This window comes from Streptomyces sp. NPDC031365 (assembly GCF_055569765.1).
In genome coordinates, this window is sequence record NZ_JBVIIM010000003.1 from 436,085 (window position 1) to 450,876 (window position 14,792).

Consider the following 14,792-nt stretch of genomic DNA (forward strand, 5'->3'; position numbering starts at 1 on the left):
AGGGAGGGGGGGGGGGGGGGGGGGGGGGGGGGGGGGGGGGGGGGGGGGGGCCCGTCCCCCCCCCCCCCCCCCCCCCCCCCCCCCCCCCCCCCCCACTGCGGGCAGCCGGGCCACCGACCCCCACCTCACTGCGGCGGTCGTGCCTCCCCCAGTGCGTCAAGGGCCCGGAAGGCACCTGGCGAACGCCGGGCAGCGCGACCCGCCCCGCCCGCACCCGCGTCAGCCACGATGGCGACTCCGCCCACACCCGCGTCAGCAGCACGTGGGCACCCGCGTCAGCCCTTCGCCCCCAGCTCCGCCTCGATCAGGTCGGCCGCCCTCCGGGTGCCGCCCTCCTCCGCCATGCCGGACTGGATGTCCTTCAGCCGGCGGGCCACCTCCGGGTCGTCCACGAGGGCGAGGGCCGCGGCCCGCAGCGTCCCGGCGGTCGCCTCGTCGGCCGGAACGTGCCGAGCCACGCCGAGCCCCTGAAGCATGTCCGCGTTGCCGAACTGGTCCGCGGCCTGGGGTACGGCGATCATCGGCGTGGCCGTCGCCAGCCCTTCCTGGCTGCCGCCGGCCCCCGCGTGGGTGACGAAGAGGTCGGCCTGCCTCAGGATCGCGAGCTGCGGCACCCATGAGCGCACCTCGACGTTCTCCGGTACGGCGCCCAGCTCGGCGGCGTCGACATGCTTGCCGGCCTGGAGCACCAAATGCCAGCCGGGCAGGCCGGCGAACGCCTTGACGCACTCCCGGTAGAAGGCCGGCCGCTTGGTGAAGGCCGAGCCGAGCGACACCAGCACGACCTTCTCCGCGTCCTCCGGCCGCTGCCAGTCCCCTTCGGCACCGCGGTCACCCTGGCAGGCGCCCACGAAGGAGTGCACGCTCTCGTCCACCCGGTCGGCGTTCGGCTGGAGCGCCTTGGGGATCAGGACGATCGAACGGGCCGGGCGGCCGCCGAAGTCCTCCGGGGACCGGGTGATGCCGTTCTCCTCCAGCCAGCTGCGGAACCGGGCGTGGTACGCCTGCCCCCGCTCGGTCTTCAGCGGCTCCTCCCACATCGGCTCGGCGACCTCCTCCTCGTACCCGTCCCAGGCGACGAGGGTCGGCGAGAGGGAGACCGCGGGAACACCCCAGCGGTGGGCCAGCACGCGCGCCGGGTAGGAGGCGATGTCGTGCAGCACCAGGTCGGGGGTGTCCCCCTCGTACGCCGCGCTGAGCTGCGGTAGCGCCTGGACGGCGTCGTTCAGGAACGGCTCCACGTTGTCCAGCAGGGTGGTGCCCCAGGCCTCCGGGTCGTCGTCGGGGCCCGGCAGCGTGCTGTTCCACAGCTTGGGTTCGGCGCCCGTCGCGGCGACCTTCTCGGCGAAGAGCGGCGGGATCGCGTAGGTCACCCGGTGCCCGCGCGCGACGAGCTCCCGGATCACCTCGAGGCTCGGGTTCACATGCCCGTGGGCGGCTATGGCGAACATGGCGATGTGCGCGGGAGTGGTCATACCAGGACCTTAAACGAGACGATACGTCTCGTGCAATCGGGGTCGATGTCGCCCCAGCTGATCCAGCCGCCGGTCTTCCAGCCGGGGGCGGTGGAGAGGTCACCCAGGGAGAGCTCACCCAGATCATCCGCGTACGTGCTGTACTGCGCGGGGTCGACCGCTTCCCAGCGGCGCACGTCGCCCAACTGGCCCCGGAGCTCGTTGTCCAGTTCCCTGGGATGGGGGAAGTCCGTGACTCGCTCCGGCGAGAAACAGGCAGGGATGCCGCTGCACCCCAAGCGCCGCCCATCGCACGGGATACGAGCTCGCGACGGTCTGCGATGCGCTGCCGCCGCCTGCCGACTCGCATCCGATGCCTTTTCTCGCGTCCACGCGAGTGACGGAGGGTGGTGGACCGGTGCGGATCGATGTCCGGGCGCCGGGGCGGCGAGGCTTCACCGGGGGCCGGACGGGAATACCGACGATCCACTCGCGGCTGTGACTGATACCCCCCTAGGGTATCAGTCAGGGCGCCCCACCAGAGCAGGTCGCCCGGAGAGGAAGCGATGAGCACGCCCCATCACGAGCACGGAGCACACCCGGGTATGCGGGGCGAAGGGCAGGGTCACGCCCGAAAGGCCGCGCACGGCCCGGCGCCCGAGCATGACCGGCACGGTGGAGTCGACACCGATGCCCTGCGTGAGCCCGCCCACGGCGGACACGGGGGCCAGGAACCGCACGCCGGGCACGGCATGTCCCTCACAGGTCACGCCGGTCACGCCGGTCACGGTGACCACATCGGGCAGTTCCGCCGACTTTTCTGGATCATGCTCGTGCTCACGGTTCCCACTGTGCTGCTCAGCCCGATGTTCGCGATGATCGTGGGCTATGAGCTGCCGGACGTTGCCGGGCTCACGTGGGTCTCGCCGTTCCTGGGCACCGTGATCTACGTCTGGGGCGGCCGGCCGTTCCTGACCGGCGCCGTCAGTGAGCTCAAGGCCCGCGGTCCCGGGATGATGCTGCTGATTGGCATGGCCATCACCGTGGCCTTCCTCGCATCCTGGGGCGCCACGCTCGGTGTGCTGTCCCACGAGCTCGAGTTCTGGTGGGAGCTCGCCCTCCTGGTCGTGATCATGCTGCTCGGTCACTGGATCGAGATGCGCTCCCTCGCCCAGACCTCTTCCGCGCTGGACTCCCTCGCCGCGCTCCTGCCCGACGAGGCGGAGCGGGTCGACGGTGACACCGTCGTCACCGTCGACCCGTCGGAGCTCCGGTTCGGTGACGTCGTCATCGTCCGCCCCGGGGGCCGTGTCCCGGCCGACGGCGAGGTGGTCGACGGCGTGGCCGACGTCGACGAGTCGATGATCACCGGTGAGTCCAAACCGGTGCGGCGCGAGGCCGGTGACCAGGTCGTCGCCGGCACGGTCGCGACGGACAACGCGCTGCGGGTGCGGATCTCCGCCGTCGGGGAGGACACCGCACTCGCGGGCATCCAGCGCCTGGTCACCCAGGCGCAGTCCTCCTCCACCCGCGCCCAGCGCCTGGCCGACAAGGCTGCCGGCTGGCTGTTCTGGTTCGCCCTGGGTGCCGCCGTGATCGCCCTGCTCTCCTGGCTGTTGCTGGGTACGCCCGAGCAGGCCTGGATCCGCGTGATCACGGTGCTGGTCATCGCCTGCCCCCACGCACTGGGCCTGGCGATCCCGCTGGTGGTCTCCATCGCCACGGAGCGCGCCGCCAAGGGCGGGGTGCTGGTCAAGGACCGCATGGCGCTGGAGCAGATGCGCACCGTCGACGCCGTCCTCTTCGACAAGACCGGCACCCTGACCGCCGGCCGGCCGTCCCTCACCGGCATCACCACGACCGGCACCCGTGGCGAGGACGAACTGCTGGCCCTGGCCGCCGCCGCCGAGTCCGACAGCGAGCACCCGCTCGCCCGGGCCATCCGCGAGGCCGCAGCCGAGCGAGGTCTCACCGTCCCGCCGGCCACGGACTTCCACGCCTCGGCCGCCGTCGGCGTGCGCGCCACGGTCGACGGCCGCACCGTCGCCGTGGGCGGCCCTGCCCTGCTGACCGAGTCCGGCCGGGACTTGCTGCCGGCCACCGGGGAATGGTCCTTGCGCGGCGCCACGGTGCTGCACGTTCTCGTCGACGGCGACGTCGTCGGCGCACTGGCCCTGGACGACGAGATCCGGCCCGAGTCCCGCGAGGCCGTCGACGCCCTCCACCAGCTCGGCGCGCACGTGGTGATGATCACCGGCGACGCCGAACCGGTCGCCCGCACCGTGGCCGACCAGCTCGGCATCGACCAGGTCTTCGCCCAGGTCCGGCCCGAGCACAAGAGCGAGAAGGTCGCCGAGCTCCAGCGCCGGGGCCGGGTCGTGGCCATGGTCGGTGACGGCGTCAACGACGCACCAGCACTGGCCCAGGCCGACGTCGGCATCGCCATCGGTGCCGGCACGGATGTCGCGATCGCCTCCGCGGGGGTCGTCCTCGCCTCCGACGACCCGCGGTCCGTGCTGTCGGTCATTCAGCTCTCCCGCGCCTCGTACCGCAAGATGAAGCAGAACCTGTGGTGGGCCGCCGGATACAACCTCATCTCCGTGCCGCTGGCCGTCGGCGTGCTCGCCCCGGTCGGTTTCGTCATGCCCATGGCCGTGGGTGCGCTGCTGATGTCGCTGTCCACCGTCGTGGTGGCGATGAACGCCCAGCTGCTTCGGCGCCTCGACCTCAGCCCTCAGGCCGGTTTCAGCGCCATGCGCGGCGCTCCGCCCGTGCGTGCCGAACGGATCGCCCGGGAGGAATCAGCCCCCGCGCACCACTGAGCCCGAGGCGTCGCCCCGCCGGGTTGTGGATCAGGCGGGCGAGGCCCGTGGCGGCCGGGGTCGCGCGGCAGCGGCCCCGGTCGCCCGGGCCTGCGTTCCACAAAAAAATCGGCGGGCGATGTCGAGAACCCGCGTCCTGCTCCGTCCCAGGGGTGAACGCGACCACAATGGGCCGCACCAGCACCAAGGAGAACCACGATGGCCAAGTACCTGCTGCTGAAGCACTACCGCGGCGCCCCGGCCTCGGTCAACGACGTGCCGATGGACCGGTGGAGTGAGGAGGAGATCTCGGCCCACATCCAGTTCATGAACGATTTCGCGGCCCGGCTCGAGAAGACCGGCGAGTTCGTCGACGGCCAGGCCCTCGCCCCCGAGGGAGCGTGGGTCCGCTACGACGGGGAAGGGCGTCCGCCGGTCACCGACGGGCCGTTCGCGGAGACCAAGGACCTCATCGCCGGATGGATGATCATCGACGTCGACGGCTACGACCGCGCCGTCGAGCTGGCCGGGGAGCTGTCGGCGGCCCCCGGGGCGGGTGGCAGGCCGATCCACGAGTGGCTGGAGGTGCGTCCGTTCCTGGCCGCGCCGCCCACCATCACGGAGTGACGTCACCGATGGACGAGGTTCTGCTCAGGAGCCTCACGCCGCGCGTGCTCACCGTCCTCGTCCGCCGCGGAGCCGACTTCGCGGCGGCCGAGGACGCCGTGCAGGACGCCCTGCTCGAGGCGCTCCGGGTCTGGCCGACCGGCCCTCCTCGGGACGCGAAGGGCTGGCTGATCACCGTGGCCTGGCGCAAATTCCTCGACGCGAGGCGCACCGACGTCGCCCGCCGTCGGCGTGAGGACCACGTCGAGGAGGAGCCGGCCCCCGGGCCGGCGCCCGCGGTGGACGACACGCTCCAGCTCTACTTCCTGTGCGCTCACCCGTCGCTCACCCCGGCCTCGGCGGTCGCGCTCACGCTGCGCGCCGTCGGCGGGCTGACCACCCGCCAGATCGCCGAGGCCTATCTGGTGCCCGAGGCGACCATGGCGCAGCGGATCAGCCGGGCCAAGCGCACCGTATCCGGCGTGCGGTTCGACCGGCCCGGCGATGTCGCCACCGTGCTGCGCGTCCTCTACCTGGTCTTCAACGAGGGCTACTCCGGCGACGTCGACCTCGTCGCCGAGGCCATCCGGCTCACCCGGCAGCTCGCGGCCCAGGTCGACCACCCCGAGGTGGCGGGGCTGCTCGCCCTCATGCTGCTCCATCACGCCCGGCGCGCCGCCCGGACCGCGCCCGACGGCAGTCTGGTGCCGCTCGCGGAACAGGACCGCGACCGGTGGGACACCAGGGCGATCGCCGAGGGCGTCACGATCCTCCAGTCGGCCCTCGCCCGCGACCGGCTGGGCGAGTTCCAGGCGCAGGCCGCCGTCGCGGCACTCCACGCCGATGCGCCCACCGCCGAGGAGACCGACTGGGTGCAGATCGTCGAGTGGTACGACGAACTCACGCGCCTGACCGACAGTCCCGTCGTCCGGCTCAACCGCGCGGTCGCCGTCGGCGAGGCCGACGGACCGCACGCCGGCCTGGCCGCGCTCGCGGAGCTGGACGACTCACTGCCCCGCCACGCCGCGGTGGCGGCGTATCTCCACGAGCGCGGCGGTGACCCGGCGACGGCGGCACGTCTCTACGCCGAGGCGGCCCACAGGGCACCCAACCTCGCCGAACGCGACCACCTGACGCGCCAGGCCGCCCGGCTCCACGCCCGCCACCGTCGCTGACGGGTCGCGCTCGAGCCCCTCCCGCGGCACCGGGCGCCGGCCCCGGCGGCCGGGCCGCCCGCGACGGACTCTCCGTGTGCACGCTCAGCGCTGATACCGGGCGAGCACGAGGTTGCCGTCCTCCTCCAGTCGCTCGCGCAACGCGTCGAGGCCGATCACACCGCTGTAGTACTCCTGGAGCGCCGGGGTGGCGACCTTGTCCTTCCACTCGGGGTAGCCCCGTACGGTCTGTGCGGGGGCCGGGCGCAGACGGGCGGCGAGGGCGGTGCCGGTGGCCCAGCCGTGCTCGGCGGTGCGCAGCGCGGGGTCGGTGAGTGCCTGGCTGCCGGTGGGCAGCATCCAGTCGCCGAGGGCGAGCCGGACCATGTTCTCCGGCCGGAGCAGGAAGTCGAGGAAGGCGACGGCCTCCTCCCTGTGCGGACAGTCCTCGGCGACGGAGAGCGTCTGCGGGCTGACGCCCTGGGTGAGTCCGCCGGTTCCGGCCGGGGCGGGCAGCACCTGCCAGTCGAAGCCCTCCGGCGCCTGCTGGACGATCTGCTGGCGGTAGGAGAAGCCGGCCGGCACCATCGCGTACGTGCCGGCGAAGAGACCGGGCAGGGTGTCGGAGCCGCCGCTGCCGAGCGTGGTGGGCGAGGCGCTGTGGTCGGTGTTCACCTGCTCGTGGATGGTGTGCGGGACGACCTCGTCGCCCTCCTCGAAGCGCACGGTGACCCTGCCGTCGGTACCCCGGTGGAAGAGCCGGCCCCCGGCGGAGAGGGAGAGGTTGAGCGTGGCGGACACGGGCTCCTTGAGCGGCCACGCCACACCGTACTTCCCCTCGCCGCTGAGCCGCTTCGTCACCTGACGGAACTCGGCCCAGCTCCACGGGTGTTCCGGGGTCGGTACGCGGACCCCGGACTCCTTCAGCCGGGTCGCGTTGGCGATGAGCACACGCGGTTCCTGAAGGAACGGGATGCCGTAGACGCCGCCCTTGAAGGTGACGGTCTCCCAACTGCGCCGGGGGATGTCGGACTTCAGCCGATCGGGCAGTAGGTCCCTCAGATCCGCCAGGTAGCCGCCGTACGCGAAGTCCGCGAGGTCGTCGGAGGCGTCGTGGATGATGTCGGGTGCCTCGCCGCCCTCGAAGGAGGTGAGCAGTTGGTCGTGGACGCTGTCCCAGCTGCCCTGGACGTACTCCACCCGGACGTCCGGGTGGGTGGCGTTCCACTCCTCGACCAGCTCCTTGTTGGCCTCGACCGACTCCTCCTGCCAGGCCAGTGACTGGAAGCGCAGGGTGATCCGGCCGTCGTCGCGGGTGCCGCCGGAGGAGCAGCCCGCCAGGAGCAGGGTGAGTGCGAGGGCCGTCACGAGGATTCTGGTCCGCATCAGCCCTTCACCGCCCCGGCGAGCATGCCGCCCGTGATCCGCCGCTGGATGATCCCGAAGACGACCAGGGACGGCAGCGTCGCGAGGAACGCGGCGGCCGCCAGTGGGCCGAGGTCGGCGACGCCCTCGGCCCCGATGAAGTGGGTCAGGACGACCGGCAGGGTCTGTTTCTCCGGTGTCTTGAGCAGGACGAGGGCGAAGAAGAACTCGTTCCACGCGGTGATGAAGGCGAACAGCGCGGTCGCCACGATCCCCGGCGCGAGGAGCGGCGCGGTCACCGACACCAGGATCCGCAGCCGCCCGGCCCCGTCGACGGCCGCCGCCTCCTCCAGCTCGGCCGGCACGGCGCGGACGTATCCGGTGAGCATCCACAGGGCGAAGGGCAGTGCCCAGACCACGTAGACCAGCACCAGGCCGGGCACGGAGTTGATCAGTCGCAGGTTCTTCAGCACCAGGAACAGCGGGATGATCAGCAGGACGAACGGGAACGCCTGGCTGACCACCACCCAGCCGGTGGCGGCCCGGGCGAGTGCGGTGCGGTGACGGGCCATCACATACGCCATCGGGGTGGCGATGACGACGGCGACGACGGCCGCCGCCAGCGCGGCCAGCAGGGAGTTGAGGGCGGCCCGCAGCAGTGGCTGCTCGTCGAAGGCCTGACGGAAGTTGGCGAGGGTGGGGTCCCGTGGGATCCAGGTCGGGTGCAGACTGGCCAGCTCCGCCGAGGGCTTGAACGCGGTGGAGACCAGCCAGAGGAACGGGAAGGCGAGGAAGACGAGATACGCGAGCAGCGCGGCGTATTGCCCGGCGCGGGCACCGGCGGAGGTCCTCATGCCCGGTCACCTCCCCGGAGCCGGCCGGTGAGGAAGACGGCCAGCGCGATCGAGATGGCGGCGACCATGACACAGCCCATCGCCGCCGCGTAGCCGAACTGCCCGTAGCGAAATGCCTCTTCGTAGGCGAAGAGCATGGGCAGCCGGGTGCGGCCGCCGGGGCCGCCGTTGGTCAGCACGTAGACCAGGGCGAAGGAGTTGAAGTTCCAGATCAGGTTGAGCGCCGTGATGGCGAGGGCGATGGGACGGATGGCCGGCCAGGTGACCGTGCGGAAACGGCGCCAGGCGCCGGCGCCGTCCACGGCCGCCGCCTCGTGCAGCTCGCGCGGGGTGTTCTGCAGCCCCGCGAGGAGCGCGACCGTGGTCTGGGGCATTCCCGCCCACACGCCCACGACGATCACCGCGGGCAGGGCGGTGGCGAGCCCGCTGAGCCAGTCCCGCCCGTCTCCCAGGCCGACGTCACGCAGCGTCTCGTTGAGGATGCCGGCGTCCGGGTTGTAGACGATCCGCCACATGATGCCGACGACGACCTCGGGCATCGCCCAGGGGACGATCGCCAGGGCGCGGGCGAGCCAGCGCAGTTTCAGGTCCTGACTGAGCAGCAGGGCGAGGCCGAGCGCCAGCAGGAACTGCGGCACCGTCACCCCGACCGCCCAGACCAGGCCGATCCGGAACGACTCCCAGAACAGTGTGTCGTGCAGCAGGTCCTGGAAGTTGAGGGTGCCGATCCAGCGCGTCGGTTCGGTGCGGCCGGACTGGGCGTCGGTGAAGGCCAGCAGAATTCCGTAGAGCAGCGGCCCCACGCTCAGGACGAGGATCGGGATCAGCGCGGGCAGCACCAGGAACCACGGACCGTGACCGGCGGCGTGGCCCGGTGTACGTCCCGGGTCGGGCACGCGGGGAGCGGATCTCCTCGCCTCGGTCACCGATGTCACGGAGTCAGCCCCTTTGCGCGGTGCGGGTGGGCCCGGTCATGGTCGTGAAGGCGGTCTGCCTCGTCAAGGCACCGCGCACACCGCCCGACCTGTACGAATGCGACACTGGCCGACGGATGGCCACAACCCGGCGGTCCGACGCGGACGGACGTGGAGGGGACGGATGGACGAGGCACGGGCGCGGGACGTGCTCGCGGCGGCCGGAGTGCTGTCTGGTGCGGCACGGGACGCGCGGCTGCTCGCCCTCGGCGAGAACGCGGTGTTCGCCGCCGGTGACCTGGCCGTCAAGGTGGGCCGCGACGCCGAGCTGCTGGAGCGGGCACGCCGGGAGCTGAACATCGCGGGGTGGCTGGCGGCGGAGGGCGTGCCCGCGGTGCGGGCGGCCCGGCCCGAGGCGCTGTTGGTCGAGGGACACCCGGTGACCGTGTGGCACCGGCTGCCGGAGGCGGTGCGGCCGGCCGAACCCCGGGATCTGGCCGAACTGCTGCGGCTGGTCCACATGTTGCCCACTCCCCCCTTCGGGCTGCCGCCCCGCGAGCTGCTGGGCGGTGTGGAGCGCTGGCTGCGCCTCGCGGGCGACTTTATCGACCCGGCGGACGCGGCATATCTGCGCGAGCGGCGCGACGGGTTCGCGGCGGCCGCCGCGGCGCTGACGCCCGAGCTCCCGCCCGGACCCATCCACGGGGACGCGCTGCCCCGTAACGTGCACATCGGGCCGGACGGACCGGTCCTGACCGACCTGGAGACGTTCTCGGCCGATCTACGCGAGCACGACCTGGTGGTGATGGCGCTCTCCCACGACCGCTACGGGCTGCCGGACGGGGCATACGCGTCGTTCACCGAAACCTACGGGTGGGATGTGCGCGCGTGGGAGGGCTGCTCGGTGCTGCGCGGTGCGCGGGAGACCGCCAGCTGCGCCTGGGTGTCCCAGCACGCGCCGGACAACCCCAGGGCCCTGGCCGAGTTCGAACGCCGGGTGGCGTCCCTGCGGGACGGGGACGAGACGGTGCGCTGGTACCCGTTCTGACACCGCGCCGCCCGGCGGCTCAGACCCGCTCGTCCGCCAATTCCCGCAGCGGCCAGTTGCCGTCGATCACCGCGGCGGTGTCGCCCTTGCGGCGCAGGAAGTTCTGGAAGTCCGCCGCCCACTCGGCGTACCACTCGATCTGCCGACGGTGCAGTTCCGCCGGTCCGAGGGCCGCGACCTTGGGGTGGCGGACGGCTATCGCGCAGGCCAGCCGGGCCGCGGCGAGAGCGTCGGCGGTCGCGTCGTGCGCCGAGTCAAGAACGACTCCGTACTCCGAGCAGACCGCTTCGAGGTTCCGCTTGCCCCGCCGGAAACGGTCGACGGCGCGATCGATGGTGTACGGGTCGATGACCGGCGCGGGATCGATACCGCCCAGACGGTCCCGCAGCGACGGCAGCCCGTACCGCCGCAGTTCGGCGGAGAGCAGGGTGAGGTCGAAGGCGGCGTTGTAGGCGACGACCGGGACGCCCGCTTTCCAGTAGGCGGTGAGGACGTCGGCGATGGCGTCGGCGACCTGGTCGGCGGGACGGCCCTCGGCGGTTGCCCGCTCGGTGCTGATGCCGTGCACCGCCACCGCGTCCGCGGGGATCGGCACGCCCGGGTCGGCCAGCCACTCGCGGCGCCCCGTCGATTCCCCCGCCCTGACCTCTATCACGGCGCCCGTGACGATCCGCGCCTCGCGCGGGTCCGTGCCCGTCGTCTCCAGGTCGAAGCCGATCAGCGGCTCCCGGTGCCAGCCCATGGGCTGCCCCCCTTCTGTGTGGTGCGTTCCCCCAGTGATCTCCACCCTGCCACGCGCCACTGACAATCAGAGGATGGCGTTCCGCTTACCGGCCGGGACGACTCCCCGAACATCAGCGCCAGAAGGGGGCGTTCACGACACCGGACGCGAATCCGCCCACATCAGCTCGAACTCCTCGCGGTAGGTGGGGAACAGCCCGCCGTCCTCGACTTCGCCCGGCTTGACCACTTTGGCCCCGTTGCGCAGGACCAGTACGGGCGCCTCCATCCCCCGGGCCCGCCGCAGATGGTTCTGCACGACGGCGACCCCGTCGGATCCGTCGCCGTCCACGAGGTAGGCCGTGCAGCGGGGCGTCTCGTCGTAGACCTGGATCTCGAAGGCACCAGGGTCGCGCAGCCGGGACCGGACGCGGCGCATGTGGAGGATGTTCATCTCCACGGCGCGACCGAGTTCGCCGCGCTTGATGCCCAGTTCGCGCTCGCGCCGCTTGACCGCGCTGGAGGCCGGGTTCAGGAACAGCAGCCGCACCCGGCAGCCGGACTCCGCGAGCCGCACCAGACGGCGTCCGGAGAAGTTCTGCACCAGCAGGTTGAGCCCGATGCCCAGGGCGTCCAGACGACGGGCCCCGCCGAAGATGTCCTCGGCCGGGAACTGGCGCAGCAGCCGCACCCGGTCCGGGTGGACGGCGACGACATCGGCGTAGCGGTCGCCGACCAGGTCCTCGACCGCGTCGACGGGCAGCCGGCGCGCGGACGGCACGTCGCCGCCGGTGCCGAGCATCTCCAGCAGCCGCGCGGAGGCCCGCTCGGCCTGGTTCAGCACCGCCTCGGACAGCGCGCGGTTGCGGGAGACGACGTTGCGGGTGACCTCCAGTTCGTCGAGGGCGAGTTCGACGTCCCGGCGGTCGTCGAAGTACGGCTCGAAACAGGGCCAGTGCTGGACCATCAGCTCCCGCAGCTGCGGCAGCGTGAGGAAGGACAGCACGTTGTCGTCGGCCGGGTCGAGCAGATATCCCTTGCGGCGGCTGACCTCGCGCACCGCGACCGCGCGCTGCACCCACTCCTGCCCGGCGGGTCCGGCGGCGGCCACCACCCAGTCGTCGCCGTGCACCGGCTCGTAGATGGGGCGCAGGACGGCGGCCACGACGGCGCGCAGCCGCTGTTCGACCAGGTTCAGCCAGATGTAGGCGCGGCCGGCCCGCTGGGCGCGGGTGCGCACCTCGCGCCAGGCGTCCGCGCCCCAGTCCAGCTCCGGCCCGATCGAGCCCGCGTCCATCGGCCGTGCCAGGGACACCGCACCGGGCGGGACGTCCTTGGAACCGCTCCCCTCGTGACCCTCGCCACCAGGGGGCAGTTCCAGCCCTCCCGAGCCCACCCGCGCACCGCCTTCCGCTCCCCCGAGCACTCCCGTCCCAACGATCAAGGAGAGTACTCCGCCAGTGGCACACGGTGCAGCCCGATGGACAGGGTCGTTGCTCAACTTCCCCCGTCCATGCGCGGGTTCCGACCGCCCGCTTCCCCGAAGTGAGCGGTTTCATAGCGTTCGGCGCGGATGCACGGGTCGCCGGCCGGGCGGGCATGGGTAGAAGGTGGGTCCCGCCTTTCGGGGAGACACGGGAACACTCGGAGCCAAGGCGCCCCACCGGCGCCGTACACCTGAAAGAGTCCTATCCATGCAGGTCTGGCCTGGCGAGGCGTATCCGCTCGGTGCCACGTACGACGGCGCCGGAACGAACTTCGCGGTCTTCACGGAGGCCGCGGACCGAGTAGAGCTGTGTCTGCTGCACGACGACGGCTCCGAGACGGCGATCGAACTGCGCGAGAGCGACGCGTTCGTGCGGCACGCGTACCTGCCCGGGATCATGCCCGGGCAGCGGTACGGCTTCCGTGCGCACGGGCCGTACGCCCCCGAGCGGGGGCTGCGCTGCAATTCCGCGAAGCTGCTGCTCGACCCGTACGCACGTGCGATCAGCGGGTCCGTGCAGTGGGGTGAGGAGGTGTACGGCTACCACTTCGACGACCGCGACCGGCGCAACGACCTCGACTCGGCGCCGCACACCATGACGTCGGTCGTGGTCAACCCGTACTTCGACTGGGGCGACGACCGCCGCCCCCGTACGGAGTACCACCACACGGTGATCTACGAGGCCCATGTCAAGGGCCTCACCATGCGCCATCCGGGGCTGCCGGAGGAGCTGCGTGGCACCTACGCGGGCTTGGCGCACCCGGCGGTGATCGAGCACCTGACCGAGCTGGGGGTGACGGCACTGGAGCTGATGCCGGTGCACCAGTTCGTCAACGACCACCGGTTGGTGGACATGGGCCTGAACAACTACTGGGGCTACAACACCATCGGCTTCTTCGCCCCGCACAACGCCTACGCGTCCTGGGGCGACCGGGGCCAGCAGGTGCTGGAGTTCAAGTCGGCGGTGAAGGCACTGCACGAGGCCGGGATCGAGGTGATCCTCGATGTGGTCTACAACCACACCGCCGAGGGCAACCACCTGGGCCCGACGCTGTCCTTCAAGGGGCTCGACAATCCCTCGTACTACCGGCTCACCGACGACCCCCGCTATTACATGGACACGACGGGCACCGGGAACTCCCTGCTCATGCGGTCCCCGCACGTTCTGCAGATGATCATGGACTCGCTGCGGTACTGGGTCACCGAGATGCATGTCGACGGCTTCCGCTTCGACCTCGCGGCGACCCTCGCGCGGCAGTTCCACGAGGTGGACCGGCTGTCGTCGTTCTTCGACCTGGTCCAGCAGGACCCGGTGGTCTCCCAGGTGAAGCTGATCGCCGAACCCTGGGACGTGGGCGAGGGCGGCTATCAGGTGGGCAACTTCCCGCCGCTGTGGACCGAGTGGAACGGCAAGTACCGCGACACCGTGCGGGACCTGTGGCGTGGCGAGCCGCGCGCGCTCGCGGAGTTCGCCTCCCGGCTGACCGGATCCTCCGACCTGTACCAGGACGACGGGCGGCGCCCGCTGGCCTCGATCAACTTCGTCACCTGCCACGACGGCTTCACCCTGCACGACCTGGTGTCGTACAACGACAAGCACAACCACGCCAACGGCGAGGACAACCGGGACGGCGAGAGCCACAACCGGTCCTGGAACTGCGGGGCCGAGGGCGACACCGATGAAGCGGACGTGCTGCGGCTGCGGGTCCGGCAGATGCGCAACTTCATCGCGACGCTGATGCTCTCGCAGGGCGTTCCGATGATCAGCCACGGCGACGAGGTGGCCCGCACCCAGCGCGGCAACAACAACGCCTACTGCCAGGACAACGAGCTGGCCTGGCTCGACTGGCCCGTGCCCGGGAAGGAAGTGGACGGCGAGGAGGATGTGCGGCAGCGGCTGCTGGAGTTCACCCGCGCGATGGTGTGGCTGCGCAAGGACCACCCGGTCTTCCGCCGGCGCCGCTTCTTCCACGGCCGCCCCGTGGAGGGCACCCACGACGATCTGTCCGACATCGCCTGGTTCACTCCCGAGGGTGCGGAGATGACCCAGCGGGACTGGGACTCCGCGCGGGCGTCGGCACTGACGGTGTTCCTCAACGGCAACGCGATCTCCGAACCCGGGCAGCGCGGTGAACGCATCACCGACGACTCGTTCCTGCTGATGTTCAACGCCTCCCCCAAGCCGCTGGACTTCGTGGTACCGGTCGACCACGGCCGGCAGTGGCAGGTGGTGGTCGACACCGCCCGCGCGGACGGCGTACCGCCGGGCACCGGCCCGAAGGTGGCGGCCGGCACCCGGCTGACCCTGACCGACCGCAGCATGACCGTGCTGCAACGGCCGGTGTAGCGGCCGTGGCGGCGCCATCCGCGCTCACCCGTCCGGGCGACGG

The 14,792-nt window shown here is 71.7% G+C and carries 12 protein-coding genes; 5 read left to right on the forward strand and 7 right to left on the reverse strand.

Features of this window, described 5'->3' with window-relative positions:
* Positions 1 to 275 precede the first annotated feature (275 nt).
* The gene (gene mgt, locus ACZ5C2_RS07290) at positions 276 to 1,475 is read right to left on the reverse strand and encodes a macrolide-inactivating glycosyltransferase (RefSeq protein ID WP_468787489.1); all 1,200 of its coding nucleotides are present in this window, start codon (positions 1,473 to 1,475) and stop codon (positions 276 to 278) included.
* On the reverse strand, positions 1,472 to 1,753 hold the full coding sequence (locus ACZ5C2_RS07295; RefSeq protein WP_468787491.1) for a hypothetical protein: 282 nt from the start codon (positions 1,751 to 1,753) through the stop codon (positions 1,472 to 1,474). Before ACZ5C2_RS07295 ends, mgt begins: the two co-directional genes overlap by 4 nt.
* A 267-nt stretch (positions 1,754 to 2,020) precedes the next feature.
* On the opposite strand from ACZ5C2_RS07295, the gene ACZ5C2_RS07300 reads away from it, so the two are divergent.
* The 3 genes from ACZ5C2_RS07300 (at position 2,021) to ACZ5C2_RS07310 (ending at position 6,036) form a co-directional block, all read left to right on the forward strand.
* Entirely contained in the window at positions 2,021 to 4,276 is a 2,256-nt protein-coding gene (locus ACZ5C2_RS07300) for a heavy metal translocating P-type ATPase (RefSeq protein WP_468787493.1), read from the forward strand.
* Positions 4,277 to 4,474: 198 nt separating this feature from the next.
* A complete protein-coding gene (locus tag ACZ5C2_RS07305; protein WP_468787495.1) occupies positions 4,475 to 4,882 on the forward strand; it encodes a YciI family protein in 408 nt (135 codons plus the stop codon).
* A gap of 8 nt (positions 4,883 to 4,890) precedes the next feature.
* On the forward strand, positions 4,891 to 6,036 hold the full coding sequence (locus ACZ5C2_RS07310) for an RNA polymerase sigma factor (RefSeq protein WP_468787497.1): 1,146 nt from the start codon (positions 4,891 to 4,893) through the stop codon (positions 6,034 to 6,036).
* Positions 6,037 to 6,120: 84 nt separating this feature from the next.
* Here the strand turns inward: ACZ5C2_RS07310 and ACZ5C2_RS07315 are convergent, their stop codons facing one another.
* From ACZ5C2_RS07315 to ACZ5C2_RS07325, 3 genes are read right to left on the reverse strand one after another with little or no spacing between them, the layout of a single operon-like run.
* Complete coding sequence (locus ACZ5C2_RS07315) at positions 6,121 to 7,401, reverse strand: ABC transporter substrate-binding protein (RefSeq protein ID WP_468787499.1); 1,281 nt, start codon at positions 7,399 to 7,401, stop codon at positions 6,121 to 6,123.
* Positions 7,401 to 8,234 (reverse strand): carbohydrate ABC transporter permease, encoded by an 834-nt coding sequence (locus tag ACZ5C2_RS07320; RefSeq protein WP_468787501.1) that lies wholly within the window; start codon positions 8,232 to 8,234, stop codon positions 7,401 to 7,403. Before ACZ5C2_RS07320 ends, ACZ5C2_RS07315 begins: the two co-directional genes overlap by 1 nt.
* Positions 8,231 to 9,169 carry a carbohydrate ABC transporter permease gene (locus tag ACZ5C2_RS07325; protein WP_468787503.1) on the reverse strand — a complete coding sequence of 313 codons (939 nt, stop codon included), beginning with the start codon at positions 9,167 to 9,169 and terminating at the stop codon, positions 8,231 to 8,233. Before ACZ5C2_RS07325 ends, ACZ5C2_RS07320 begins: the two co-directional genes overlap by 4 nt.
* Before the next feature lie 163 nt (positions 9,170 to 9,332).
* Here ACZ5C2_RS07325 and ACZ5C2_RS07330 point away from each other — a divergent pair, with 163 nt between their 5' ends.
* The gene (locus tag ACZ5C2_RS07330; RefSeq protein ID WP_468787505.1) at positions 9,333 to 10,196 is read left to right on the forward strand and encodes a phosphotransferase; all 864 of its coding nucleotides are present in this window, start codon (positions 9,333 to 9,335) and stop codon (positions 10,194 to 10,196) included.
* A gap of 19 nt (positions 10,197 to 10,215) precedes the next feature.
* Here ACZ5C2_RS07330 and ACZ5C2_RS07335 read toward each other — a convergent pair whose 3' ends face one another.
* Together ACZ5C2_RS07335 and ACZ5C2_RS07340 are read right to left on the reverse strand one after the other, a co-directional pair.
* Entirely contained in the window at positions 10,216 to 10,938 is a 723-nt protein-coding gene (locus ACZ5C2_RS07335) for an exonuclease domain-containing protein (RefSeq protein ID WP_468787507.1), read from the reverse strand.
* Between the two features lie 132 nt (positions 10,939 to 11,070).
* Positions 11,071 to 12,342, reverse strand: coding sequence for an SAV2148 family HEPN domain-containing protein (locus ACZ5C2_RS07340; RefSeq protein ID WP_468787700.1), 1,272 nt, complete (start codon positions 12,340 to 12,342; stop codon positions 11,071 to 11,073).
* Positions 12,343 to 12,610: 268 nt separating this feature from the next.
* Between ACZ5C2_RS07340 and glgX the strand changes: the two genes are divergently transcribed.
* The gene (glgX, locus tag ACZ5C2_RS07345; RefSeq protein WP_468787509.1) at positions 12,611 to 14,749 is read left to right on the forward strand and encodes a glycogen debranching protein GlgX; all 2,139 of its coding nucleotides are present in this window, start codon (positions 12,611 to 12,613) and stop codon (positions 14,747 to 14,749) included.
* The last annotated feature ends 43 nt before the right edge of the window (positions 14,750 to 14,792 follow it).

Excerpts from the sequence above, each read along its gene's own strand:
- mgt (WP_468787489.1), bottom strand. The coding sequence starts at position 1,475 with ATGACCACTCCCGCGCACATCGCCATGTTCGCCATAGCCGCCCACGGG.
- ACZ5C2_RS07300 (WP_468787493.1), top strand. The coding sequence starts at position 2,021 with ATGAGCACGCCCCATCACGAGCACGGAGCACACCCGGGTATGCGGGGC.
- ACZ5C2_RS07305 (WP_468787495.1), top strand. The coding sequence starts at position 4,475 with ATGGCCAAGTACCTGCTGCTGAAGCACTACCGCGGCGCCCCGGCCTCG.
- ACZ5C2_RS07310 (WP_468787497.1), top strand. The coding sequence starts at position 4,891 with ATGGACGAGGTTCTGCTCAGGAGCCTCACGCCGCGCGTGCTCACCGTC.
- ACZ5C2_RS07315 (WP_468787499.1), bottom strand. The coding sequence starts at position 7,401 with ATGCGGACCAGAATCCTCGTGACGGCCCTCGCACTCACCCTGCTCCTG.
- ACZ5C2_RS07320 (WP_468787501.1), bottom strand. The coding sequence starts at position 8,234 with ATGAGGACCTCCGCCGGTGCCCGCGCCGGGCAATACGCCGCGCTGCTC.
- ACZ5C2_RS07330 (WP_468787505.1), top strand. The coding sequence starts at position 9,333 with ATGGACGAGGCACGGGCGCGGGACGTGCTCGCGGCGGCCGGAGTGCTG.
- ACZ5C2_RS07335 (WP_468787507.1), bottom strand. The coding sequence starts at position 10,938 with ATGGGCTGGCACCGGGAGCCGCTGATCGGCTTCGACCTGGAGACGACG.
- glgX (WP_468787509.1), top strand. The coding sequence starts at position 12,611 with ATGCAGGTCTGGCCTGGCGAGGCGTATCCGCTCGGTGCCACGTACGAC.